We start from the raw sequence: 24,427 nt of genomic DNA on the forward strand, positions 1-24,427 counted from the left end.
CGCTCAGGCAGGTCCGTGGGGTGACCGGTGACAGAGAGGATGGCGACGATGATGCAGGATAGTCGATCGCGGCATCACATCCGGCCCCGTATGGCGGAGCGGGTTGAGGTACAGGTGTTGGTCGATAACGTCACCGACCAACTGTCAACCAACCCGCAGCAGGTCCATTCTGAGCTGAGTTGCCTGTTGCACGCCGGGATGGTCGAGTGGTCCGGCGAAGCCATTTGCTGCGCCCACTTCGGACTTTCCCTGGTGGTGACGGCCTACGCAGAAGGCCGAGCTTACCGAGTTCTGTTCGACGCTGGGCCGGAAGGGTATGCAGTGGAACGGAACGGCCGGCGGCTCGGCATCCAGTTCGGTTCTATTGGGGCCGCGGTCTTGTCCCATGGGCATTGGGATCACGGGGGAGGATTGCCTCGAGCGGCGGAACTCATTCGGGAATCCGGAGGGCGGCGGGTTCCGTTGTACCTGCATCCTGGGGTGTTCCGCCGCCGTGCTCTGCGGCTGCCGAATGGGGGAATCGTTCCATTCAAACCCATCCCGTCCTGCGACGAACTCAGTGCAAGGGGGACAGACGTACAATATTCTTCCGAGCCTCGCCTGTTGCCGGATGGGCTGTTTTGCCTGAGTGGAGAGATCCCGAGGGTCACGGCATATGAGCGGGGATTTCCCAGCCATCTTCGACAGCGGGAAGACGGGGCGGGGTGGGATCCCGATCCGCTCATCCTGGATGAACAGTTCCTCGCGGTCTGCGTCGAGGGCAAGGGGGTGGTGGTCTTCACCGCCTGCTCCCATGCCGGGGTGGTCAACGTGCTCACCCGGGCGCACACCCTGTTCCCCGATATGCCCCTATATGCGGTGATGGGCGGGCTGCATCTGTCCGGTCCTGGTCCGGAGCAGATCATTCCAGAGACGGTGCGCGACCTGAGCCGGTTCGGGCTCACCATGATCATTCCGGCCCACTGCACCGGGTGGCGGGCGGTCGCGGCCCTCGTCAACGCATTCGGTGAAGGGGTGGTGGTGCCGTCTGCGGTCGGGAAGCGCTATCACTTTTCACGATCCGACCGATGCTGACGGAGCACTTGGCGACGGTCCGGTCATCCCCTTCGTCTGACCTCGCCGCGCTCGGCGTCGAGGTCCAGGCGGTCTCCCGTTTGGATGATCTGCAAGGCGTTGCACACGTTGGCAACGGTGGGAAGGCCGTACTCGCGGGCGATGATCGCCCCGTGAGAGAGGGTCCCGCCCATTTCGGCGATCAGGCCGCCGGCCAGGGCAAACAGCGGGGCGAGTCCCGGATCGATGACCGGCACGATCAGGATGTCGCCTCGTTCCACTGCCTGCAGATCCTCGGGCGATCGAATGAGCCGCGCTGGGCCCCGTATCCGACCGGTGGAAATGGGAATGCCTCGCAGGATCGCCGGTGAGAGGCCGGTCGGCTCTCCCTCTGTCTGCTCCTTGCTGTGCGGTTCGACCAGGTCCGGGACTGAGGCGCGCAGGTGAGTCTCTCGCTCCTCCCGGCGCAATTTCACCAGCGGCCGCCAATCCCGCAGAGGGTCTGTCCCTAACTGGCGGATCTCGCGGGCTGTGAGAAAAAACACCTCCTCCCGTCGCTCAAGCTTCTCCATCGCCACAAGCCGGTCGCCGAGAGCCAGCACCAGGTCCCGGACCATCACAGAAAAGTACATGACGAAATGCCGGTTGGCTTCCCTGAGCGAGAGGCAGTGGGTGAGGCGCCGGTATGCCCAGGTAGCAAGGAGCCGGTGAGCCCATCTCCACCCAAGGCGCCGGCGGATTTCCAGCAGCGCTTCGCTGCGCGCCTGCTCCTGGCGAGCCATGAGGTCCGGTGGCTCCTGATCGACCGAGCCGTGGAGGTGGTTCCGGATAACGGTCAAGAGATAGTCCGGGCGATCCGCATGTCGCGGAGTCGAAAAGTCGCTTTCGCCGATCCCACGATGGCCGTACTCCTGAAGAAAGGCTTCGAATTCGCGTAGGAAGGTTGTGCCGGCCAGCCTGGTCCGGAAGTCGCTCCAGTCGGTCCGTTCGGGGTGAAAGTACAAGCGGGCCGAGGGTTCGCGCGCCGCGATCAAGGCCAGACGTTTCACCTCCGCGATTTGCCTCGCGCTGATGATCGTACCCTGTCCCTGTAAGGCGCGGTTCAGCAGCGAGCGCCAGTCGTGACCGATCGCGCCGGGCAGCAACGTGCCCAAGATTCGAAGGCCCTGCCCCACGCCGGCGACGATGGCGAAGGTCAGATCGCGGTTCTTCAAGATGTCGCCGAGCGACTGCAATCGCTGCAACAGGGCTTCTGTCGGAAACATGGAATAGTCTCGGGCCTCCCGCGCCCTTGTGGCCGCGAGCTGCCTAATTTCAGCAAACCAGGTAGGGGCCGTGCGGATGGTCCGGCGGATCGCAGTTTCGACCATGAAGCCGGCCCGGATCACTTTCCAGAGCGGGAGGCGGGGAGGCAGCTGTTCCGATACAGCCCCTTGCCCTCCCATTTGTTCGGTGACGTCTCGCGGATCTCCTCCCAATTGCGCCATCAAGGATTGAAAGAGGGTGACGTTGATGAACGGTCGGCCTTGGATGACGCGCACCGGTGTCAGCTCGGGCGGGATGACGCATCCCAGGGCCCTGTAGTGCGTCAGGATGTTGTCCTCCATGTATTCTTCCAGAAACGACGCGCTCAGGAGGCTCGGAACCTCCGGCAGTGTTTCCTTAAAGTTCGCACGCGACCACACGCTCGTCAGATTGTTCAACACAGGCTGGGTAGGCTTGCTGGAACCTTCCGTTTGCTTCTCTACCGGAGCAGGATCGCTTCCCATTGCGGTGATCGGCCTGGCCTGGAGCAACCAGAGGCCCTGACTGTCGAAGGTCCATTCGAGATCGACCGGATAGCCCATCGCGCGTTCAACCGATCTCCCGGTTGCGGCCAATTCGAGCAATTCCTGCTCGGTAAGGGTCGAGGTGGTGGCCGCGCTGTTCTCGATCGACTCCTCGATCACGCCCTGTTCTCCCAGCCGCAACGCCCGGGTCTTGGCTTGGATCCGGTGCTCCGCAACCGACCACTGTCCGCCCTGCTCGGCAACGAGGTACTCATCCGGTGCGATCGTCCCCGCCACCAGCGGAGCGCCGAGTCCGGGGACGGCGTTGATCAGCACGAGGTTGTTTCGTGGATCGACCGGGGACCGTGAAAAGAGGACGCCCGCCGCCCTTGCCGCGATCATCGGTTGGAGGAGCACCGCCATCTTGGGGACTTGGCTCATACGCCCTGACCGGATGAGATAGTCAACCGCCCGTTCGCTCCACAGCCCGGCCCATTGCTGGAGGATCGCCTCACGCAGGTTTGCGGATGAAAAACCGAGCGCCGTCTCGTACAACCCCGCCATGCTGCGCCGCGCGCGATCTTCCGCGGTGCCGGACGAGCGGACCGCCCACCAATTTATCCGCCCCCAGGGTACACGCTGCAATTCTTCGTTGAGCAGGGAAGCCACGAGGTCTGGGAGATCATTGCGTAGGATGATCCTGCGGCATTCGGCCAGGAGGCTCGATCGTTCATGGCCCTTCGCGCGGGAAGCTCCCTGCCAACTCGCTTCAGCGTCGAGTCCGGCCTCACGGCAATGTTCGTCGTACGCGGCGGTCGTGAGACAAATGCCGGGCGGCACCGGGAAGCCGTGCCGGATCAACTGCCCGAGGCCGACCGCTTTGCCTCCGACCAGCGGAAAGTCCAGCGAGGCAGCAAGCGGGAGCACGAAGGGACGATCGCCCATGGGATTAGAGTACGAGCAGCAGGTAGAGGTCGTTGACGTTGGTTCCGGTTGGACCCGTGATGATGAGCTGCTTCAAGGATTTCAGGAGGGGATAGGCATTGTTACCCGATAGCGCCCGGGAGACGTTGAGCCCGCGTTTCGAGGCCCGCGTGACCGTCTCCCCGTCGACGACGGCGCCGGCCGCATCGGTCGGGCCGTCGGTGCCGTCTGTGCCGAACCCGACCACATAGACGTTCGGGAGTCCCCGGATCTCTTTCGCCGCCGCTAAGGCAAATTCCTGGGCGCGGCCGCCCGTTCCTTTTCCCCGGACCGTGACCGTCAACTCGCCGCCCGCGATCAGGCAGCAGGGCCGCTTCGCCGGCCGTCCCCGCAAGACCACCTGCCTGGCCAGCGATCCGAACCAGCGGGCCGCTGTGCTGGCCTCGCCGACCAGTTCCGTTGTCAGCACGAGCGGTGTGACACCTTCGGCCGAGCAGACTTTGGCGGCGGTGTCGACGGCCGCGCGATTGTTGCCGATGAGATGGTGCGTGACGCGGCGGAAGATTGCCGAACCAGGCTTGGGAGTTTCCTTTACGGAACCTCGGCGACCTTTCAACAGGTGGCGGCGCACCGAGGCCGGGACCTTGTTCCACACGCCATAGGCCTGAAGAATCCGGATGGCGTCTCGATAGGTGGCGGCGTCCGGCGCGGTGGGGCCGGACCCGATCGTACCCAGGTCGTCTCCTATCACGTCGGACAGAATGAGGCTGACCACACGAGCCTTGGTCGAGGCCGCAAGCTGGCCGCCCTTGAGTCTGGACAGATGCTTCCGGACCGTGTTCATTTCATGAATCGTCGCGCCGCTTCGCAGTAGAAGACTGGTCGTCTTCTGCTTGTCCTTAAGGCTGAGGCCTACCGCGGGGGCCGGGAGCAGCGCCGACGCCCCTCCGGAGAGGAGGACCAGGAGCAGATCGTCGCTGGTGAGGCTCTGGACCAGGTGAAGGAGCCTGTTCGCCCCTTCCTCTCCCGTCTGATCCGGCACCGGGTGTCCCGCCTCCATGACCCGTGTCTTGCGGGTGGGGCCACCGTGCCCGTACTTCGTGATGATTAAGCCTGTCTCGAGGTATCGGCCGAGAATATCCTCCATTGCCCGAGCCATCGGTAGGGCGGCCTTGCCGGCTCCGATGACGATGACGCGCCGATAGCGGCGGAGATCCAATCGATCTGAGCCGATGGAAAGGATGGAGCCGCGCCGTTGCGCGTGACGCTCGATTGCCTCGCGCGGATCAACCGCCTGGAGGACGGAAGTGAACAGGCGGGTCAAGAGACGGCGAGCGCGAGTCTGCCTGACTCCGACCTGCATCAACGCACGGGAGCAGCCGTCTCTTGCTTGAAGCAACGCTGCGGGCAGGTTTGGCGCGGAACCTTGACGGTGTAGACGCCCCGGGGCAGGTATTCCTTTTTGAACTCCGGATTGAGCATCTTCAGTTCAAGGTAATAGGTGCCGTACTCCTCGGCAATCGAGACCAGCGAGCGCTGAGCCTCCTTGATCGTCACGGTCACCGATTCGGTCTCCAACGGAGCGTAGAGATCTTTCTTCGACAGGCCGAGGTACCGTTCCGGCTGGGAGTAGATTTCCTTTGCCGCGATGATCCGGGGCACATAGCGCATGGTTTCACGCGGGCCGTGCAATTTCCAGTAATCGGCGACCTTCTGCTCCTTCATCAGCTTTCTGATACGGTCCTCGCCGGCGTTGTACGAGGCCATGGCGAGAAACCAATCCCCCTGTTGGAAGTCCCGCAGGTGCCGCAAGTACTTCACCGCGGCGTCGGTGGACATTTCCAGATTCCGCCGCTCGTCCAGCACGCGGTCGTTATGCAACTTGTAGCGCCGGCCGGTCGAGTTGATGAACTGCCAGGGGCCCGAGGCCTTGGCTTTCGAGTAGGCGGCGGCGATGCATTTGCTTTCGACCAGAAGCATGTACTTGAGATCGTCCGGCAGTCCCGCGTCGGTCAGTTGCTTCTCGACGGGAGGGAAGCAACGGCCGGTCCGCTTGGCCATGATGATGCTTTCGCCTTGATCCTCCAGAAACGTGTAGAACTCATACTCGATCCGTTCCCGGACTTGCCAATTATCGAGCGGGACCGGCTGCCCGGCAAAGGTGAGCTTGTCCGGGAGCTTAAAGCTGCTGAGGTAGAACCGTTCCCCTTCACGCTTGATCTCCGGAAGCACAACCAACCGATCCTCGACCTCGGTGTTCGCTTCTTCGATTTCCGAAGCTGTGGGGTCTCCGGTTCCGTTGGGGGGCTGGGGCGATTCCAAGGACTTGTCCGGGACCACGGCCGGTTTGGGGTGGGGCGGGAGTTGCGCCGGTTGCGCCCGGAGGTCGACCCAAGGGACAAGGAAAAACCAGGTGAATCCGATCAGAACTGCGGCGGCAAACCCTCGCATCATGCGTCAACCCCTTCCATCATTGGCGGCTCATGTCGGGATGTCAGGCCCGATGCTAGCAGCAAGTCAGGAGCGCAGCAAGCGGGATTGCGGTTTGGGTTCGTGGTAGACTGCGCCCCATGCGGGCCTTGGCCATTCTGAACCGGGAAATCGTGGCCTGCACGAGCTGCCCCCGGCTTGTGGACTATCGGACCCGCGTGGCGGCGGACAAGCGCCGACAGTACCGCGAATGGACTTATTGGGGGAAACCGGTGCCCGGTTTTGGAGATCCCGCGGCCCGCCTGTACGTGCTGGGCCTCGCGCCGGCTGCCCACGGAGGGAACCGGACCGGACGGGTGTTCACCGGAGATCGGAGCGGCGACTGGCTGTACGAAGCCCTGCATCGATTCGGGTTTGCCAACCAGGCCGCGTCCCTGCATCGGGACGATGGGCTCAAGCTCTCGGACTGCTATATCGGGGCGACTGTCCGCTGCGCGCCGCCCGGCAACAAGCCGAAGCCGAACGAGTTCTTAGCCTGCCGGCGGTTTCTGCTCCAGGAGATTCAATCGCTCAGGAGGGTCTGCGTGGTGGTGACGTTGGGCAAAATTGCGTTCGACCACTACCTGAAAGCGAGGACGGAACTCGGATGGGAGGTTCCGAAACCGGTTCCTCGCTTTGCGCATAAGACGGTCTGCCGGCTACCGGCCGGCGTAACGCTCATCGGCTCCTATCACCCCAGCCAGCAGAACACCTTCACCGGCAAGCTCACGAGACCGATGTTCCACTCGGTGTTTGAAGAGGCGCGGCGGATTCTCTCTTAATCGAAAGAAGGGCCCCGGGCTATTTCTGCCCGCGGGATTCCCAGTCGGCCAAAAATTTCTTGAGGCCGACGTCGGTGAGCGGATGCTTGACCAATTGCTGGAATACCGCATACGGCATCGTGCAGATATGGCCGCCGGCCAGCGCCGCCTCGACGACATGCTGGGGATGCCGCACACTGGCCACGAGCACGTAAGTGGCGTAGGAATAATTCTTGTAGATGGCGATGATCTGGCGGATCAACGCCATGCCGTCCGAGCTGACGTCATCCAGCCGCCCGATAAAAGGGGAGACGCACCAGGCGCCCGCCTTGGCGGCCAGCAGCGCCTGGGTCGGCGAGAAGCACAATGTGACGTTGACTTTGATGCCTTCGCTAGACAGCCGTTTCGTGGCTTTGAGGCCTTCCGGAATCAAAGGCACCTTGACGACGATGTTCTTGTGGATTTTGGCGAGGTCGCGCCCCTCTTTCACCATCGCGTCGGCTTCAACGGCCACGACTTCCGCGCTGACCGGACCATCGACGATGCGGCAAATTTCCTCGAGCACGTCACGGAAGCTGCGCCCTTCCTTGGCCACCAGCGACGGATTCGTCGTCACGCCGTCGAGAAGACCCAAGCTGGCGGCCTCCTGAATTTCCTTTACATTGGCTGTGTCGAGAAAGAGTTTCATGGCATGATCCTTTCGTCGAATGGACTGATCGTCGGCGTCACTCAGCCATTCTAAAAAGAACCGAATCTGAATGCAAACGGTGCAGAAAACCGATGCGTCGTTTGCAGAATGTTCACGCGGCCGGTACAATTTTTTCATTGGCCGCGCGTTCGTCCGCAGCGTTGTTGGCTACGAATGCGCTGAGAGTCATGACACGGGAGGACTCAGGCATGAGAGGAAGAAGCTGGCTGCTCGCTCTGGTGTTGCTCGTCGGCTGCAGCAGCAACCCCTATCTGGAGCAGTCGCTCAAACCGGCCGAACTGGAAGGAAAGGACAAGGCCTGGTTCGAGCAAAACTGGGGAACGCCCAATGCCAAGGCGCCACGATTTTTTGGGGGAGAGACCTGGACCTATTACCGGATCGCTGGAGGGAGAACGAGCCTGCCGTTGTTCAACTTCAAACCCAATGAGTGCGCCATCACGTTGAAGTTCGACAAGGAAGACAAGCTGACCGATTACAGCTACTCCGGCTGCTAGCCGGAAAGCTGTCGCTCAAACTTCGTCGCGCAATCGGAGCTGCAGAAATAATAGGTTTGGCCTCCGATTCGAGCCGGGACGGCCGTTCCTCTCGGGATGAAGACGCGGCACATGGGGTCCTGGACCATTTGTCTGGGGTCGGATAATTCACCTGGCGGCCGTCCCCACTGGCGGATCGCCGACCGTACCAGCAGGTACATGACGATCAGTAACCCCGCGACAATAAAGAGTCTCAACATCCTGCCCCCATCCTGAAGTCATCCTATGAAGGTCTTCCACCACTGTCAAGGTCGTGCGTGCCGCCCGCAGCATATGGGGATGGCCTAGCCATTACCGGCCGAAGGACCCAGAGATGTCGCAGAAGAAAAGGGTCCTTTGCCCGCGTGTGACCAGTACTTCAGATGGATGGTTCGCGATGGCAGCCGATGTTACTGTGAGGCCATGCAAACCTGTGACAAATGCCGCGGTACCATGATTCCGGAGCGAGCGGTCGACCTGGATGCAGGTCTCGCCATCAACGTCTACGCCTGTCTGAACTGCGGGAGACGGAAAATGGTGGATCCTGAACCACGTCCCTTAACCTCACGGCATTGATGACCGGACAAACCACAAGACCTCTGACCAACGACGAACGGAAAGCCGCCGAAGCTGCGTTCCGTGGCGAGCCCTTCAATCCCGAGTGGTCTCACTCTGCGCGGGAGATGTACGACGGGATCGCCGCCGTCCTCGCCCTCCGCACCTCTGCTGAAAAGCCGTCCTCGTCAGAACAATCCGAAGAGTTTCCGCTCGAACCGGCCCATACGCGCTAGTCGTCGGATCTTCCACATGGAAGCCTCTGCGGGAGTTTCCTCCCTGATGTTCCATCGTCTGATGGTCTCGGCGCAGGCTTCAGGCAGGTCTTGAACACGATCGGGCGGCTCAGGCCCGCTATCGGAGCCTCAGTACATCCAGCATGTCGTACAGACCCGGAGGCTGGGCGACGACCCACTGGGCGGCTCGGAGCGCCCCGCGGGCGAAGGCATCGCGGCTGTGCGCGCGGTGGGTGACTTCGATGCGTTCGCCCAGGCCGCCGAAGAGGACCGTATGGTCCCCGACGATGTCGCCGGCGCGGATGGTCTGGACCCCGATCTCCTGACGCGTCCGTTCCCCGATCATGCCATGGCGTTCATACACGCCGACCTGACCGAGATCCCGATTCATGGCGCGGGCCAAGACTTCGGCGATCTTCATCGCCGTCCCGCTCGGCGCGTCTTTCTTCAGCCGGTGGTGAGCCTCGATCACTTCGATATCGTATTCCTCGCCCAACGTCTTGGCGATCTCCGCCAAGACCTTGAAGAGCACGTTCACGCCGACGCTCATGTTAGGTGAGAAGACGCAGGGCACCTGCTGCGCCAGGCGTTTCAATTCGCCTGTTTCTTGTGGAGTGAAGCCGGTGGTGCCGATCACCATGGCCCGCTTTCGTTTCGAGACCTCTCCAAGGTTCGCGAGGCTTGAAGCAGGAGATGAAAAGTCGATCACCACCTCGCCTTGCTCTAAAAGCGCAGGGAGATGATCGGTAATCGCAACGCCGAGGCGACCACATCCGGCCTGCTCACCGGCGTCTTCTCCAAGGGCGCGATGCCCTGCGGTTTCAACAGCGCCGCTCAGCGTGAGCGATGTGGAGTCCTTGATCAACGAGATCAAGCGGCCCCCCATGCGACCGGCTGCTCCGACCACGATGGTGTTAATCATGGCTGACCGGGCTGGAGCATGGTGCTGCATGTGTGTGCAATGATGGGGAACGGGGTCTGGTCGAGGACCATTGACGGGCTGGCTCGATCAGATGAGGCCGTAATCCTTGAGCACCCGCGTCAGACGATCCCGGTTGTCGGGCAGGAGCGGACAGAGAGGCAACCGCAATTCCGGATCAATCTTCCCCATGAGACCAAGGGCTTCCTTCACGGGGATCGGGTTGGTTTCCAAAAAGAGCGCCGCAAAGAGCGGGGACAGTTTGTAGTGCAGCCGCCGAGCCTCATCCCAGCGGTTCGCCAAGGCCGCTGCGGCCATCGCCGACATGTCCTTGGGAAGAAGGTTGGCGGTGACGGTGATGACCCCCTTGCCGCCCAAGGCCATGATCGGCAAGGTCAAGGGGTCGTCCCCCGATAAGACCGTGATGCGCTCCCCGCACATCTGCACGATATCGGACGTCTGCTGGACCGATCCGCTGCCCTCCTTGATCCCGACGATATTGGAACAAGCAGTCAGGCGCGAAACCGTGACCGGCAGCAGGTTGACCCCCGTCCGGCCGGGGATGTTGTAGAGCACCAGGGGAAGATCGACGGCCTCCGCCACGGCCTTATAGTGACGGAACAGCCCCTCCTGTGTGGGTTTGTTGTAATAGGGGGTAATCAACAGTGCCCCGTCCGCTCCCGCCTGCTTGGCGTGTTTAGTCAGGGCAATGGCCTCATCCGTGCTGTTTGAGCCGGTTCCGGCAATGACCGGCACCCGGCGCTTCACCACCTCCACGGTCAACGCCACGACGCGATCATGTTCCTCGTGCGAGAGCGTGGCGGACTCGCCGGTCGTCCCGCAGGGCACAATGCCGGCCGTGCCGTTGACGATCTGAAATTCGATCAAGTCGCCGAGCGCGCGCTCGTCAACCTTGCCGTTCCGAAACGGCGTGACGATCGCGACGATGGATCCGGTAAACATAGCGCTGCCTCCGTCCTTGGCGTCAATTCAGGAACGCCGGTATAGCTTCTCCCTTGACCAGGTCCTCATAGGTCTCGCGCGCGCGGATGAGGTGCGCCTCGCCGCCCCGGACCAGGACTTCCGGCGAGCGAGGCCGGGAATTGTAGTTCGACGACATCACAAACCCATAGGCGCCCGCGCTCATGACGGCTAAAAATTCGCCGGGGGGCACCTCCGGCAAGGTACGATCCTTGGCGAGGAAATCGCCGGATTCACAGACCGGCCCGACCACGTCGACCATATGGGTGGCGGCTTGGACAAACCGTTGCTGCACAGGCCTGATCTCATGGTAGGCCCCGTACAGGCTGGGACGGATCAGGTCGTTCATCGCGGCGTCCACGATCACGAAGCGTTTGGCTTCGCCCTGTTTGGTATAGAGGATGCGGGTGATGAGCGAGCCGGCGTTGCCGACGATGTTCCGTCCCGGTTCCATGATCAGCGTGCAGTTCAAGTGCTGCACGAGCGGCGCGATCGCGGCGGCGAGATCCTGCGGCTTTGGCGGCTTCTCGTCGGAATAGGTGATCCCGAGCCCGCCGCCGATATTGATATAACGGATATCGGTGCCGTGAGCCTTCACCTGCTGGACCAAACCCAGAATCTTTTTCAAAGCCTCCACGAAGGGCGTGACCTCGGTCAGTTGCGAGCCGATATGTTTGTGGACTCCCACCACCTCGATATGCTTGAGCGAGGTCGCGAGCTTGAACTCCTCCAGCGCTCGGTCCGCCGCGATGCCGAATTTGCTCTTCTTGAGACCGGTCGAGATGTAAGGGTGGGTCTTGGGATCGATGTCCGGGTTGATCCGCAGCGCGACCCGGGCCCGAACACCCATCGAAGCCGCCACGTCGTTGATCGCCTGCAGTTCGGCCGACGATTCGACGTTGAACATCAGGATATCCGTCTTGAGCGCGTCGCGGATTTCGTCCGGATTCTTCCCGACGCCGGCAAAGACGATCTTCTGGGGCGGGACGCCTGCGCGCAGGGCTCGGAACAGCTCGCCGCCCGAGACGATATCCACGCCGCTGCCTTCCTTGGCCATCAATCGCAGGATGGCTAGGTTGGAATTGGCCTTCATCGCGAAGGCGATGATGTGGGGGATGCCGGAGAAGGCGCTGTCGTAGGCCCGGTACTGCCGCAACAACGAGGCGTGACTGTAAATGTAGCAGGGAGTTCCGTATTCCTTGATGATCCGGCTGACCGGAACGTCCTCGCAATACAATTCCCCCTCGCGGTATTGGAAATCTTCCATGGCGCGTATCCTTCGTATCCGACGTATCCTTGTTGGTGCGTCTCGGGTGGGGTTTGGTCGTTATCGTGTCCCAATCGGCCGGAGGGGCGGGAGTTCCGCTTCGTCAGGCACCACGGCCGGCTGCTGCCGAGACTCTTCTGCGGAAAATTTCCGCTCCTGGGCCTGCTGCTCCTTGGCCTTGGCCGCCTGTTGCTCCCGCTGCAACCGGGGGCCGATTCCCACGTCTTCCGGCGCTATCGGTGAGCCGATGGTGCCACATCCTACTCCGGCAAGCAGCCAGAGGGCCAGAGGGATCATGGCCGACCTGTGCGCCCCCGTTCCGTTCATGCCAGGCGCTTCTCCCATGCCACCAGCCGGGCCGCGACGGCCTGCCGGCCCGTGCCGCCGGTCTGGCTTTTCCGTTCGATCGCGCCCTGCACGGTCAGCCGTTCCATGACGTCGGCTTCGAATTGCTTCGCGAACCGCTTGAGCTCGCCGAGCGAGAGATCGGCCAGCTCGCGGCGCTTCTCGATGCAGTACCGGACGATCTGTCCGACAATCGCGTGGGTCTCGCGGAAGGGAAGGCCCTTGAGCACGAGATAATCCGCCAGCTCCGTGGCCAACATGCCCCCGACCTCCGCTGCCTGCTCGACGACAGGGCGGTTTACGCGGAGTCCCTGGACCAACTCGGCGAGCACCTCCACCGACGCCTGGGCCGTGTCCAGCGCGTCAAACAAGGCCTCCTTATCTTCCTGCATATCGCGGTTGTAACTCAACGGCAGGCCCTTGAGGGTCGTCAGCATCCCCATCAGATGGCCGTACACCCGGCCGGTTTTCCCGCGCACCAGCTCCGGAACGTCGGGGTTCTTTTTCTGCGGCATCATGCTGCTGCCGGTGCAAAACCGATCGGGAAGATCCACAAAGCGGAACTCCTGCGAGGCCCAGAGGATCAGTTCTTCGCTGAGCCGGGACAGATGCATCATCAGCACCGCCAAGGCAGCCAAGACTTCGACGACGAAGTCCCGGTCCGAGACGGCGTCCAGGCTGTTCTGTGATACAGCCGGGAACGAAAGGAGCTGAGCCGTGTACTGCCGATCAACGGGATAGTTCGTGCCGGCCAGCGCCCCGGAGCCAAGGGGCATCACATTTAGGCGAACAAGGGCGTCGGCCAGCCGTCCCTTGTCCCGCTCCAACATTTCGACGTAGGCCAGCCAGTGGTGCGACACCAGCACCGGCTGAGCCCGCTGCAAGTGGGTATAGCCCGGCATGACGATGCCGAGATTGGCCCGAGCCTGAGAGACAAACGCGCGCTGCAGGGCTTCCAGCCTGCTGCGAAGGGTTGCAAGCATGTCGCGCAGATACAGGCGCAGGTCCGTGGCCACCTGGTCGTTACGGCTGCGCCCGGTATGGAGCTTGCCGCCCACCGGACCCACCAGCTCGGTCAGCCGCCGCTCGATGGCCATGTGGATGTCCTCGTCGCCGGGATGAAACCGGAAGCGCTTCCGGTCCAATTCGGCTTGCACCTGTTCGAGCCCCCGGATCAGGGTCTTGGCCTCTGTGGCCGTGAGGATGCCGGCGCGTTGGAGCGTCCGGCAATGGGCCAGGCTGCCTTGAATGTCCCAGGAGTAGAGCCGTTGATCGAACTGCACGGAAGCGGTAAAGGCTTCCACGAGGCGATTCGTCTCTTCGCCGAACCGCCCGGCCCAGGCCTTCAGACCCTTGGTGCTGGCTCTGGCTTTCGGTTTGGTCGATCCTCTCCGGCGGGTGGATTTCACCGGCGCGTCCTCGCGGTGCGACGTTGCGCGCGGATCGCCAAACGCAGCGCGTTCAACCGGATGAAGCCCTCCGCGTCCCGCTGCCGATAGACTTCGTCTTCCTCGAACGTGGCCATGTCCAACCGGTAGAGCGAGCGGTCGGACCGCCGGCCGACGACCGTGCAGGAACCCTTGTACAGCTTGACGCGCACCGTGCCCCAGACATCCTGTTGCGCCTCGTCGATCGCCTTCTGGATCATGTCCCGTTCGGGGGCGTACCAATAGCCGTAGTAGATCAGCTCCGCGTACCGAGGGATCAAGCTGTCGCGCAGATGGAGCACCTCCCGGTCGAGCGTCAGGGATTCCAGCGCCCGATGGGCCACATGCAGGATGGTTCCGCCCGGGGTTTCGTACACGCCGCGCGACTTCATGCCGACATAGCGATTTTCGACCAGATCGACCCGGCCGATCCCATGCTCGGCGCCCAGTCGATTCAAATGCGCAAGGAGCTTGGCCGGCGAGAGGCGTTTGCCGTCGACGGCGACCGGATTGCCCTGCTCATACTCGAGATCCACGATCCGCGGCTTGTCCGGCGCTCGCTCCGGCGAGACCGTGAGCTGGAACATCTCCTCCGGCGGCGCCTCCCAGGGATCTTCCAGAATGCCCCCTTCGTAGCTGATGTGAAAGAGGTTCATGTCCATGCTGTAGGGTTTCGCCTTGGTGGCGGTCACTGGGATCCCGTGCTTCTCCGCGTACTCGATCAGTTCGCGCCTGGATTTGAACGACCATTCGCGCCAGGGAGCGATGATCTTCACCGACGGCGCGATGGCCAGATAGGTCAGCTCGAAACGGACCTGATCGTTGCCCTTGCCGGTCGCTCCGTGCGAGACCGCCTCCGCCCCTTCCTTGACCGCGATCTCCACCTGACGTTTGGCGATCAGCGGGCGGGCGATCGAGGTGCCCAGCAGGTAGCTGCCTTCGTAGACGGCGTTGCCCCGCAACATGGGGAAGATGTGGTCTTTCACGAAGACCTCGCGCAGGTCCTCGACATAGACCTTGCGGACGCCCAGCGCGGTGGCCTTGGCCTTGATGGCTCTGAGGTCTTCACCCTGTCCCAGATCGGCGCAAAAGGCGATCACCTCGCATCCATAGGTCTCCTGGAGCCACTTGAGGATCACGGAGGTATCCAGCCCGCCGGAATAGGCGAGCACGACTTTCTTCAATGTCGTCGGTTTCATCCTTGGTTCTCTCTCACGTCTGCGCGCGGCCCAGCGGCCGCACAAGTTCCACCAGAATCGCTTTCTGCATGTGCAGGCGGTTTTCGGCCTGGTCCAGCACGACGGATTGCGGGCCATCCAGCACCTTGGCGCTGATTTCCTCGCCGCGATGCGCCGGCAGGCAATGCATGACGATCGCGTCCGGCCGCGCCCGTTTCATCAACCGTTCGTTCACTTGATAGTCGCTGAAGGCCTTGAGCCGGCGGGCCTGTTCCCGCTCCTGCCCCATGCTGATCCATACGTCGGTATAGACAATATCCGCGTCCTTGACCGCGACTTCCGGATCGTCAGACAGCTCGATCGCCGATCCGGTCTTGGCCGCTTCCTGGCGGGCCTGCTCGACCACCGTTGAATCCGGTTGATAGCCCTTGGGACAGCCGCAACTCACGGACATGCCTACTTTGACGGCCGCTTCGATCAACGAGTTGGTCATGTTGTTCCCATCCCCAACATAGGCGAGGCGCAGGGCCTTGAGGCGCCCCTTCTTTTCCTGGATCGTCAGAAGATCGGACAGGGCCTGACAGGGATGGTGCAGATCGGTCAGACCGTTGATGACCGGCACGGTCGCTTCACGGGCCCATTCTTCAACAATGGTCTGATCGTAGGTGCGGATCACCAACCCGTCCAGATAGCGGGACAACACCCGGGCCGTATCGGCGATACTCTCGCCGCGGGACAGTTGAATGTCTCCGATCGGCAGGAACAGGGCCTGGCCGCCCAACTGATTCATGCCGACTTCGAACGACACCCTCGTGCGGGTCGAGGCCTTCTGAAACAGCAGGCCGATCGTGCGGCCGGCCAGCCAGGCATGGGGCTTACCGCGCCGCTGCATGTCCTTGAGCCTGGCCGCCAGCAAAAGGAGCGCCTGTACAGATTCGCGCGGAACCGACGCGAGCGACAGCAGGTCTTTCTGAATCGTCCGAAGGGGAGAAGTCCGACCTGCTGTGCGAGCCGAGCGAGCCATGGAGACCGTCGTCCGGTATCGGGGTTGGTTAGTTATGGTGACCGGCCTGTGTCGCGGCCGGAATGAGGTGGGGCAGGACATCGAGCAGGCGATCGATCTCGGCCTGCGTGATCACCAGCGGCGGAACGAACCGGAGCACCCGATCCATCGTACAATTGAGGAGCAACCCTCTCGACTGGGCCTTTTCCACCACCGCCTTTCCATCCACGGCCAGCTCCATCCCTTGGAGGAGTCCCAGGCCTCGCACTTCCTTCACGCTCGGCTGGCGGTCCTTGCAGTCCTGCAGGCCCTTGGCCAGATAGTCCCCCATGCGCTTGGCATGGTCAAGGACCCGGCCCTCCAAGAGGACCTGCATGACCGTCAGTCCCGCCGTGCAGGCCAAGGGGTTCCCGCCGAAGGTCGAGGCGTGGGAGCCGGGCGTGAAGGCTTTGGCTACCGCATTGGTCGCCAGGCAGGCGCCGATAGGAACGCCGCCCCCCAACCCTTTAGCCAGGGTCATGATATCCGGCTGAACCCCCAACTGTTCGTAGGCGAAGAGGGTGCCGGTCCGGCCCATGCCGGTCTGTACTTCATCGAAGATCAACAGGATGTCCCGCTCCCGGCAGAGTTCGCGGACGCGGGCGAGATAGGCCTGATGGACAACGTGGACGCCGCCTTCTGCCTGTACCGGTTCCAGCATGATCGCCGCCGTCTGATCGGAGAGCGCCTGCTCTAGCGCCTCCAAATTGTTGAAGGGCACGTAAGTGAAGCCCGGCATCAACGGCTCGAAGCCCTTCTGGACCTTCTCTTGGCCGGTCGCCGTCAGGGTCGCGAGCGTCCGTCCGTGAAAGGAGTTCTTCATCGTGATGATCTGGAAGCGGCCCGAACCGTGCTTGTCGTGGGCGTACCGGCGGGCCAGCTTGATCGCCGCTTCGTTCGCTTCGGCGCCGCTGTTACAGAAAAAGACCTTGTCGGCAAAGGAGTGCTCGACGAGGGCCTTGGCCAGCTTCACCTGTGGCTCGGTGTAATAGAGGTTGGAGGCATGGATCAAATGGACCACCTGCTTTTGAATGGCCAGCACAAGGTCAGGATGGCCGTGCCCGAGCAGATTGACGGCGATGCCCCCCACAAAATCGATATACTCGCGCCCTTCCAGGTCGTAGACTCTGGCGCCGCGACCCCGCGCAATCGAGAGCGGCAGCCGCGCGTAGGTGTTCATCAGATACTGATCGGCTTCCCGCCGAACTTCTTCCGTCAACATGGTGTGGTGATCCCTCTTCGTGAAGCGGTGCCGTGGCTCGGCTGTTTTCACAGCAGACCGAGCAGCCCATGGGAAGAGCGGAACGGTAGCATAGGAATCCGGTGAAAGCAATAAAGCGACTGCGTCGAACAGAAGCCGGCAACGGCAGGGTCCGCCCGCTGAGCGGCGCGCCCGTTTCTTGTGAGCCTACTAGCGCTGTGTTATAAGCTGACGCGATGGGCCTCTGTCCTCAATGCGGCAACAGCAACGCCGACGACGCGAAGTTTTGCAGCCAATGCGGCGTGGGACTCGGCGGTCCGGCGCCGGCTGCTCCAACCGCCACGGTAAGCGATCCGGCCCTGGCGGAACAGGAACAGGCCTGGCGGCAGTTCATCGGTCCTAAAGCCGACCACTATCTCAAAAAATTCACCAAGTTCACCTCACCCTCCGGCCCGAAATTTGCGCTGACCTGGAACTGGCCGGCCTTTGTGTTCGAGCCCTTTCTCTGGTTCCTCTACAGAAAAATGTATCTCTACGCCCTGGTCTACGCGATCGGCCCGGTGCTGGCGTTTTACTTCACGCAGGATTGGTCTGCCGACATGGTGTGGCGGATCATGGCGGGCGCGAGCGCGAACTATCTCTACTTCTGGCACATCAAGGAACAGTTGGCCGACATCCGGCGACAGGCGGGGTTCGACAATACCTTGCGGGATCGGTTGATTCGCGATGCCGGCGGCGTGCAGGCCTATGTGGTCTGGGTGGGCGTCGGCCTACTGGTATTGAAGTTCGCCCTGGTCCTGTTCATGTTGCAGCAGGGGCGGGCCGGCGACGGCAGTTTCCCGATTCCGAAACCGTCCGGCGCGCCCGCCCGGTCCGTGTCCCTCTCTCCGGCCTCCATCGTTCAGGACTCCGATCAGGCGCGGCGTCCAGGGGCCAGCGGATAGCGCGCTCGCTGCCAGGCGATCCAGGCCTGAAACCAAGTATAGTCGTGCTGATAGGCGGCCCCGGTCAGGTCGCCCGTCGCCTGGCCCTGCTCCAGTTGGGTGTAGGTCCGCGGCCAGTTCTTTTGCCACCAGGACTTGAGGTCGTCGGCGCTGTAGGGTTGGCCCGAGGGCTGCACGATCGCGGCCGACGCGCAGACCTCTGCCACGACCGGCCAATAGCGGTCCTTGCCGAGTCCCAGCGCGCGCAGGTGCTCGCGCAGCAAAAACACCACCCACAGTTCCGCGCTGTGCTTCTTGTTGTGCTTGAAGGGCTGGCTTTGGCGAAGCGGAACCGGGTCGAATTGCTTGATGACGGAGGTGTAGTCCGGACCGCCGTAGCTCCCGGCCGCTTCGGCGATGCCCTCCAACATGCGCGCCAGGTCCACCTCGACGGCCGGTTGTCTCGATTCGGTCCCTTCCGCGGGCGGCGCGCCGAGCGGATTCTGCGCCGTCAGCAACTCGATCAAGGGCTTCAACTCGCGCAATCGCGCGACGGCCGCCTTGAGGATCTGCTCCGACTCCAGCCAATAGTCGAGATCACCCTTCGAGAGCCGTTCCCGTCCGGAAGGAGGCAGCACCACCGGCAGCCAGTAGCGCACGAGCACGAACAGGAGGTAATCGACCTGTCCGCCGAGTTGCTCCACCCGGTTCAGGCTGTTCAGTGCAATCGCCTGTTGGAAGAACGAGTCGCACCGTTCGCCGACGCCCAACCGTTCGGCCAGGCTGATCCACCAGGAGGCGAGCAGCGGGGAATGAGTCGCCCACCGGAATGGGGACTCATTGGGCAAGCCTGACACGGGCTGCTCCTGTTTCATGGCGAGGGCATGGAGCTGATCGAGGTGCGGCGCCCGGCGACAGCTCTCACGAAGAGCCCGCCGCCCGACGGAACGATCGCATCGTACTGGCCGAAAGGGGGGATTGCAAGGTATGCTCGGCTCGGGCACGATGCCTCGCGCTTACATCTGACGAGAGGCAACCTGACACATCTACCCGCAGCGGAGGCAAGCGATCATGGGCATGGCGGTATTGATCCGGCACGGCGAGTCTCAGTGGAATCTGGAGAACCGGTTTACCGGATGGGTCGATGTGCCCTTGTCTCCACGCGGCGAGGAAGAGGCGAAGAAGGCCGGGGCGAAGCTCAAGGGCTATCGCTTCGACGTCGCCTTCGTTTCGGCGCTCAAGCGGGCGCAGGATACGCTCGCGATCGTGTTGCGCGAGCTGAATCAGACCGATATTCCGACCTACCAGGACCAGGCCTTGAACGAGCGGCATTACGGCGACCTGCAGGGGCTCAACAAGGCGGAGACGGCGCAGAAGTTCGGCGAGCAGCAGGTGAAGATCTGGCGCCGGAGCTTCGATATCAAACCGCCGGGCGGGGAAAGTCTGAAAGATACGGCCGAGCGGGTGCTGCCCTACTATGAGGCGAACATCAAGCCGCACATCGTCGCGGGACGATCCGTCATCATTGCCGCCCACGGCAACAGCCTGCGCGCCCTGGTCATGCACCTTGACCGGCTCACGCCGGAGCAGGTGCTGGAACTGAACATCCCCACCGGCGCCCCGCTGCTCTATGAGTTTGATTCCGCGGGCGTCCCGTTAGCTCACCGCTATCTCTAATAGGTTGCGGACCCCTGCGCCTCGGGCGGCGGGACCAGTTCCAGCGCCTCGACGAACTTGCCGATCGCTTCCATCGGAACCAGATCCACGATCAGGGAGAGGAGCGCGGCTTTCTGTTCGGGCCGGATGGTCCAGTCCGACTCCATCCGCGCGACGGCCCGGTTGCCAATGTCGATCTGGCCGCCGCCTTGCTCCGCCACCTCAAGATAGTCCCGCCGGCGCGCCTCCGCCTCCGGGAGAAACGTCCGCCACCCGGCCGCCGGCATGCGAAACACCGTCGTCCATCGCTCGCGGAGCAGCCGGTGCAGCTCCGGCGTCACGAGCACGTCCCCGATGTCTTTATAATGGGCGGTGAGCGCCGCCTGGATCCAGTACAGGCTCAAGGACAGCAGTTCCCTGGAAACCTGCTGCGCCTGCTCCGTGGTGAGTGAGAGCCCGTATTGATCTAATGTCTTTGGCGTGAGGCTCTTCGGCAGGAGCGCGAAGAGCGCCTCCGCCGCATGAAGCGGCGTGAGCGGTTGTTTCGGCTGGCTCCCCCCCTGTTGAAACATGGGCGGCAGAATAGCGCAACTGATCGACCGGCGACAATGCCCGCGGTCGCTTTGCCGGTGAATTGGCTCCTGTGCTAGATTCGCCGTTCAACCCAACCCTGGAGTCATTCATGTACGAGGCCGGAAGAGGCAGCGGGACCGACGGCGAATGGGATCTCGCATGATGACGGCATTGCGAGGACTTGCCCTCTGGCTCACTCTCTGGGCGCTGTTGTCGGGGGTTGCTTCCGCTCAGGCTCAGGAGTCACGGTTCGGGTTTACGACCGATCTGGGCCTGCTCAGCGGTTCGCCGGACGGCACCATGTTCGCGGTAAGCTTTGGACTGGACTATTACGTCGATCCGTCGTTCTCATTCGGCCTCCTGACGCTCTTTACCCCGGCCAGCGATCTCAATACCTACGGTTTTGCCGGTGTCGCGAAATATCACATTCGACTGGATCGAGTGACCCTGGTCCCGTTCGCCGGATTGGGTTTCATGCACATGAGCCTGGATGCCGGCGGGCCTCCCCGGGTCGATGCCAGCGACACGAGCCACTGGATTCCGCTCGGGATCAGCGCCGAATATCCGGTCACGTCCGGTATTGCGCTCTCCACGACCGTGATGGTGAACCTCCACGCCGTCCGCCTCTCGCCCCTTGAACGAGACGATACCAGCATCGCAGCCCTCTTCGGCGTGCACTTCGGTCCGTGAGACCGTCCGCGTAAGCTGAACGCAGGGACGGGCGCCGGTTGCCGGCGTCGTACCGTTGGCTCTTTGTGTCGGTCACTGCTGCAGCTCGGCCTCACGCCATTGGATCGCACCGCCAATCCAGGTTCCTTCCAACTCCACGATCAGGCCCGGGGCGAGGGAATTGAAGAACGCGATCCGTCCAATCGGTGAGTCGCTCGCGTCTCTGAATCCGGAGTCCGGTATGGCGGAAGTATCGATTGCGCTGTTGAGAATCATCAATAGGGGATTGGCGGCCGAATCCAGCGGCCCTTGAAAGACAACCGAGGCGGAGGCGAGCAGGACCGTGATCTCCGTGGCCAGCGCCCCTCCGTTGAGCGGTTCTCCTCGAACCGTGATGTGAGCGCCGACCTGTAGATCCCCCAATCGGGCGGGCGCGCCTTGGCCCTTGAACCGGGTTTGGCTGTTGACGCGGATGATCGTGTCGGGGAAGCCGGCCAACGTCACCGTTCCGCTGGCGCCGTCCTGGCTGTTGATGGTCGCGACGTCGGACTCCAGCTTGATCCGATCATTGAACTCGACCCGGGCGGCGGTGAGGATGTTGTTGCTCAGGAGTCCGTCGACTTCCAATCGCACGCCGGGCCCGATGTCGCTCGGCGTGCCGCCCTCGAATTGGGTGTCGGCGTCGATACGGACCCGAATGTTGCCGACGAAAAACTCGCTCGGGCTGAGAACCTGGGTCACAAAACCTTCAATTTCGGCCAGCCTGGTGTCCTGATTGCCGATCGTTTCGGGAGCGATCCTGGTCGCCGTTAGGACCCCGTCGGGTTGCCCAGGTTGCGGTAGGCTGAACGCGCGTCCGAGCGCGTCGATCGGGAGCCCGTTCCAGGCATTGCCGTTGGGGCTCGGCATGAGGCTGATGTCCGCTCCGCCATAGTGAACCGTGAGCGCTCCGATCTGGAACAGGGCGCGGTCGGCATCGTGGTTCTTGACGAACCCCTTGATCTCGTAATCGGGCGAGCCGGCCTTTCGCTCGATCAGCGTCGCCACGATCACTCCGTCGCCGAGCACGAACCCGCTGATCTCGAGCAGGTCCACCTCGGGCGTCAAGCTGGTGACATCCTGGCCCGGTACGCTGCCGTCGATGATGGTCGTTCCGGTCACGAGCACGGTCTGTCCGAGCGCCACCAGGCTGTGGCCGTCCGGGGCGACGGCCTGAACCGGCCCCTCCACCGTGTCCGTATAGACGATCCGATTCGCCGTCCGCTGGAGAATTTTTTTGCTGGCATCGTCTTGCAGCACGCTGGCCTCGACGACCACGACCATCCCCTTCTTGAGCTGATTCTGGTCGGCCCCTGCCTGCCGATCGACCTGGAACAACGTGTTGGTGGTGTCGTATTCATCCCCCGAAACAAAGACGCTCCCGAATCCGGTGACGGGTCCGGTAGACACGCTGGCGATGCCGCCGGTCCCGCCGATGCCCCCGCCTTGCTGCGCGCCGGGGCCGCAGGCGGTCAGCGCGACGGCGATGAATAAGAGCAAAGAGCGGGGGCGCAGCCGGGACTGTGTCATGACGGCTTTCGTTTCGTCTCGGGATCGAGGGACTCTTCAAAATGGTAGATGCCGATTCCAAGACGAACTCGGCCGGTCCCCTTGACGGCTGGGTTCACGTCACGGTCTCGATGCGCCAACCAGCGGTCCAAGGCTTCCAACAACTCCTGTCCGCGGGCGGCGGCGATGGCGTGGAACTCCTTCGCCGTGTCGGCCGGCACGTTGTCGTACATCACCTTGCGCTGGAAGCGGGGCTTCTGGGGGTTGACGTACAGGTTATGTTCGATCGTGGCGATCAAATCGGCGGTATCGGCGCCGAGGATATTGAGCTTCTGCGCGATGCCCCTTTCAGGCACGTACGCCCGCTCAACCAGACAGACGCGGCCATCCTTGATCCGCTTGACGGCTCCCACCCGGAGCAATTCGTCCAGCATGGCGCGCGGCGGCATGTCCCCGCTGTACCGTCTGACCAACTCCGAGAACGCACGGCGCTCGCCTTCGACCGGAAGGGGGGCCGGATGCCCCTTGTGGTCGCTGAAATCCTCGTCCTTTAACCAGCCCGCGATCACGCGGGCGGCCCGATTGTACTGTTCCGACATCGCCGCCTCGTCCCGGTGAGGAGCGGCCAACAGCCGCTGGACATCCTTGCGGGTGAGTCCGGTCAGGATGGCGATGCGCGAGGTCGTGGCCGCCTTCCCCCCGATGCCGAATTCCGTTTTCGCCACCTCGACATACACCTGTTTCGCCAGGTCGAAGAAGGCCTTCGCGGGCAGGCCATGCCGCAGGAATATGCGGATGAGGGGGCGGAGCAACACCCGCGTGGCGACGCACAGGGCCTCAGTTTGCGATGAAGGCATTGACGTGGGATTTTTTTCCCATGTATAGTGAATGGGAATTTGTTCCCATATACCAGGAACGGCGATCGGCGGCAACTGCGGCTGGGGGGAGGCGACGTCAGCCTTATGCGCATCGGTTTTCGCTCCAACAGCCATCCGGGAACAGTCGCGTTCAAGAAGTGCGTGCTCGTTTGCCTGGCCGTCATCCTCATCGCGCCGGCTGCGTACGGGGTCTACCGCTGGGAGCAGGGGAATTTCGCCGTCGTGTCAGCCGAGGCCGTCTACCGCTCCCGGCAATTGGACGCGCATGAATTGGCGGACATCATTCGGCATTACCGCATCCGCAGTATCCTGAATCTCCGCGGAAAGAATCATGGCGCCGACTGGTACCGCGAGGAGGTATGGGCCGCGGGCATCTTGAACGTGCACCTGTACGACTACGGCATCTCCGCGAATCGCGATTTGGATGAGGCCGAGATTGCGGACCTCATCGCGATCCTGCATGACGCGCCCAAGCCCCTCTTGATTCATTGCAAATCCGGAGCGGATCGAACCTCGCTGGTCGCCGCCCTCTATTTGTACGAAGTCGAAGGGATCAGTTCCTCGACGGCGTCGAACCAACTCTCCCTCCTCTACGGCCATCTCCCCGCCCTCCTCGGCAGCTCCACCCAAGCCATGGACCGAACCTTCTGGCGGCATGTGGGCGGGTATAGGCTGCTGCGGTAACCGGCTCGCGATTCCCTGTTCCGGCTCGCCCCGTTTTGTGCGACCGAGCCGACAACGAATCTCTGGCAACAGGGTCCGCCGAATGCGCCCCTTGCAAGGACCTCCCCCCATCGCTATACAAATGAAGGAAATGATAAGTACGAGGCAG

24 protein-coding genes are annotated in these 24,427 nt (G+C 62.6%); 7 read left to right on the forward strand and 17 right to left on the reverse strand.

Translation table 11 applies throughout. The features are described from left to right. The first annotated feature begins 48 nt into the window (after positions 1 to 48). On the forward strand, positions 49 to 1,074 hold the full coding sequence (locus tag QWI75_RS03630) for an MBL fold metallo-hydrolase (protein ID WP_289267325.1): 1,026 nt from the start codon (positions 49 to 51) through the stop codon (positions 1,072 to 1,074). A gap of 23 nt (positions 1,075 to 1,097) precedes the next feature. Here the strand turns inward: QWI75_RS03630 and QWI75_RS03635 are convergent, their stop codons facing one another. Genes QWI75_RS03635 through QWI75_RS03645 form a run of 3 tightly spaced genes read right to left on the reverse strand, consistent with a single transcriptional unit; the run spans position 1,098 to position 6,200 of the window. Beyond that, the gene (locus QWI75_RS03635; protein ID WP_289267326.1) at positions 1,098 to 3,767 is read right to left on the reverse strand and encodes a PEP/pyruvate-binding domain-containing protein; all 2,670 of its coding nucleotides are present in this window, start codon (positions 3,765 to 3,767) and stop codon (positions 1,098 to 1,100) included. A 4-nt stretch (positions 3,768 to 3,771) separates the two neighbouring features. Next, complete coding sequence (locus QWI75_RS03640) at positions 3,772 to 5,109, reverse strand: glycerate kinase type-2 family protein (RefSeq protein ID WP_289267327.1); 1,338 nt, start codon at positions 5,107 to 5,109, stop codon at positions 3,772 to 3,774. Continuing rightward, a complete protein-coding gene (locus tag QWI75_RS03645) occupies positions 5,109 to 6,200 on the reverse strand; it encodes a lytic transglycosylase domain-containing protein (protein WP_289267328.1) in 1,092 nt (363 codons plus the stop codon). Before QWI75_RS03645 ends, QWI75_RS03640 begins: the two co-directional genes overlap by 1 nt. Positions 6,201 to 6,316: 116 nt before the next feature. Between QWI75_RS03645 and QWI75_RS03650 the strand changes: the two genes are divergently transcribed. Beyond that, complete coding sequence (locus QWI75_RS03650; RefSeq protein WP_289267329.1) at positions 6,317 to 6,997, forward strand: uracil-DNA glycosylase; 681 nt, start codon at positions 6,317 to 6,319, stop codon at positions 6,995 to 6,997. Between the two features lie 19 nt (positions 6,998 to 7,016). Here QWI75_RS03650 and fsa read toward each other — a convergent pair whose 3' ends face one another. Further along, positions 7,017 to 7,664 (reverse strand): fructose-6-phosphate aldolase, encoded by a 648-nt coding sequence (fsa, locus tag QWI75_RS03655; RefSeq protein ID WP_289267330.1) that lies wholly within the window; start codon positions 7,662 to 7,664, stop codon positions 7,017 to 7,019. A gap of 209 nt (positions 7,665 to 7,873) precedes the next feature. Between fsa and QWI75_RS03660 the strand changes: the two genes are divergently transcribed. Continuing rightward, positions 7,874 to 8,179 (forward strand): hypothetical protein, encoded by a 306-nt coding sequence (locus QWI75_RS03660; RefSeq protein ID WP_289267331.1) that lies wholly within the window; start codon positions 7,874 to 7,876, stop codon positions 8,177 to 8,179. Here QWI75_RS03660 and QWI75_RS03665 read toward each other — a convergent pair. From QWI75_RS03665 to QWI75_RS03705, 9 genes are all read right to left on the reverse strand, one after another. Next, a complete protein-coding gene (locus QWI75_RS03665) occupies positions 8,176 to 8,418 on the reverse strand; it encodes a hypothetical protein (RefSeq protein ID WP_289267332.1) in 243 nt (80 codons plus the stop codon). The two genes, QWI75_RS03660 and QWI75_RS03665, sit on opposite strands and share 4 nt — an antisense overlap. A 688-nt stretch (positions 8,419 to 9,106) precedes the next feature. Beyond that, positions 9,107 to 9,910 (reverse strand): 4-hydroxy-tetrahydrodipicolinate reductase, encoded by an 804-nt coding sequence (dapB, locus tag QWI75_RS03670; protein ID WP_289267333.1) that lies wholly within the window; start codon positions 9,908 to 9,910, stop codon positions 9,107 to 9,109. 87 nt (positions 9,911 to 9,997) lie between these two features. After that, positions 9,998 to 10,870 (reverse strand): 4-hydroxy-tetrahydrodipicolinate synthase, encoded by an 873-nt coding sequence (dapA, locus tag QWI75_RS03675; RefSeq protein WP_289267334.1) that lies wholly within the window; start codon positions 10,868 to 10,870, stop codon positions 9,998 to 10,000. Positions 10,871 to 10,892: 22 nt separating this feature from the next. Further along, positions 10,893 to 12,155 (reverse strand): diaminopimelate decarboxylase, encoded by a 1,263-nt coding sequence (gene lysA, locus QWI75_RS03680; RefSeq protein ID WP_289267335.1) that lies wholly within the window; start codon positions 12,153 to 12,155, stop codon positions 10,893 to 10,895. Between the two features lie 60 nt (positions 12,156 to 12,215). Next, positions 12,216 to 12,482: a hypothetical protein gene (locus tag QWI75_RS03685; RefSeq protein ID WP_289267336.1), complete on the reverse strand. Its 267-nt coding sequence runs from the start codon at positions 12,480 to 12,482 to the stop codon at positions 12,216 to 12,218. Then, a complete protein-coding gene (gene argH, locus QWI75_RS03690) occupies positions 12,479 to 13,849 on the reverse strand; it encodes an argininosuccinate lyase (protein ID WP_370693613.1) in 1,371 nt (456 codons plus the stop codon). Before argH ends, QWI75_RS03685 begins: the two co-directional genes overlap by 4 nt. Before the next feature lie 56 nt (positions 13,850 to 13,905). Continuing rightward, positions 13,906 to 15,126 (reverse strand): argininosuccinate synthase, encoded by a 1,221-nt coding sequence (locus QWI75_RS03695; protein ID WP_289267338.1) that lies wholly within the window; start codon positions 15,124 to 15,126, stop codon positions 13,906 to 13,908. A 13-nt stretch (positions 15,127 to 15,139) separates the two neighbouring features. Further along, entirely contained in the window at positions 15,140 to 16,129 is a 990-nt protein-coding gene (gene argF / locus QWI75_RS03700) for an ornithine carbamoyltransferase (RefSeq protein WP_289267339.1), read from the reverse strand. A 28-nt stretch (positions 16,130 to 16,157) separates the two neighbouring features. Next, positions 16,158 to 17,369 carry an acetylornithine transaminase gene (locus tag QWI75_RS03705; RefSeq protein ID WP_289267340.1) on the reverse strand — a complete coding sequence of 404 codons (1,212 nt, stop codon included), beginning with the start codon at positions 17,367 to 17,369 and terminating at the stop codon, positions 16,158 to 16,160. Positions 17,370 to 17,584: 215 nt separating this feature from the next. Here QWI75_RS03705 and QWI75_RS03710 point away from each other — a divergent pair, with 215 nt between their 5' ends. Further along, complete coding sequence (locus tag QWI75_RS03710; protein WP_289267341.1) at positions 17,585 to 18,292, forward strand: zinc-ribbon domain-containing protein; 708 nt, start codon at positions 17,585 to 17,587, stop codon at positions 18,290 to 18,292. On the opposite strand, the gene QWI75_RS03715 is transcribed toward QWI75_RS03710, so the two are convergent. After that, positions 18,262 to 19,128 (reverse strand): hypothetical protein, encoded by an 867-nt coding sequence (locus QWI75_RS03715; RefSeq protein WP_289267342.1) that lies wholly within the window; start codon positions 19,126 to 19,128, stop codon positions 18,262 to 18,264. The two genes, QWI75_RS03710 and QWI75_RS03715, sit on opposite strands and share 31 nt — an antisense overlap. Positions 19,129 to 19,342: 214 nt before the next feature. On the opposite strand from QWI75_RS03715, the gene QWI75_RS03720 reads away from it, so the two are divergent. Continuing rightward, the gene (locus QWI75_RS03720; protein WP_289267343.1) at positions 19,343 to 19,948 is read left to right on the forward strand and encodes a 2,3-bisphosphoglycerate-dependent phosphoglycerate mutase; all 606 of its coding nucleotides are present in this window, start codon (positions 19,343 to 19,345) and stop codon (positions 19,946 to 19,948) included. Here QWI75_RS03720 and QWI75_RS03725 read toward each other — a convergent pair. Beyond that, positions 19,945 to 20,499, reverse strand: coding sequence for a hypothetical protein (locus QWI75_RS03725; RefSeq protein WP_289267344.1), 555 nt, complete (start codon positions 20,497 to 20,499; stop codon positions 19,945 to 19,947). The two genes, QWI75_RS03720 and QWI75_RS03725, sit on opposite strands and share 4 nt — an antisense overlap. A gap of 160 nt (positions 20,500 to 20,659) precedes the next feature. Here QWI75_RS03725 and QWI75_RS03730 point away from each other — a divergent pair, with 160 nt between their 5' ends. Further along, positions 20,660 to 21,190: an outer membrane beta-barrel protein gene (locus QWI75_RS03730; protein ID WP_289267345.1), complete on the forward strand. Its 531-nt coding sequence runs from the start codon at positions 20,660 to 20,662 to the stop codon at positions 21,188 to 21,190. A gap of 72 nt (positions 21,191 to 21,262) precedes the next feature. On the opposite strand, the gene QWI75_RS03735 is transcribed toward QWI75_RS03730, so the two are convergent. Together QWI75_RS03735 and QWI75_RS03740 are read right to left on the reverse strand one after the other, a co-directional pair. Beyond that, a complete protein-coding gene (locus QWI75_RS03735) occupies positions 21,263 to 22,738 on the reverse strand; it encodes a DUF5666 domain-containing protein (protein WP_289267346.1) in 1,476 nt (491 codons plus the stop codon). Further along, complete coding sequence (locus QWI75_RS03740; protein WP_289267347.1) at positions 22,735 to 23,574, reverse strand: DUF6502 family protein; 840 nt, start codon at positions 23,572 to 23,574, stop codon at positions 22,735 to 22,737. Before QWI75_RS03740 ends, QWI75_RS03735 begins: the two co-directional genes overlap by 4 nt. 105 nt (positions 23,575 to 23,679) lie before the next feature. On the opposite strand from QWI75_RS03740, the gene QWI75_RS03745 reads away from it, so the two are divergent. Beyond that, positions 23,680 to 24,279: a tyrosine-protein phosphatase gene (locus tag QWI75_RS03745; RefSeq protein ID WP_289267348.1), complete on the forward strand. Its 600-nt coding sequence runs from the start codon at positions 23,680 to 23,682 to the stop codon at positions 24,277 to 24,279. The last annotated feature ends 148 nt before the right edge of the window (positions 24,280 to 24,427 follow it).

It is taken from the genome of Nitrospira tepida, from assembly GCF_947241125.1.
GTDB lineage: Bacteria > Nitrospirota > Nitrospiria > Nitrospirales > Nitrospiraceae > Nitrospira_G > Nitrospira_G tepida.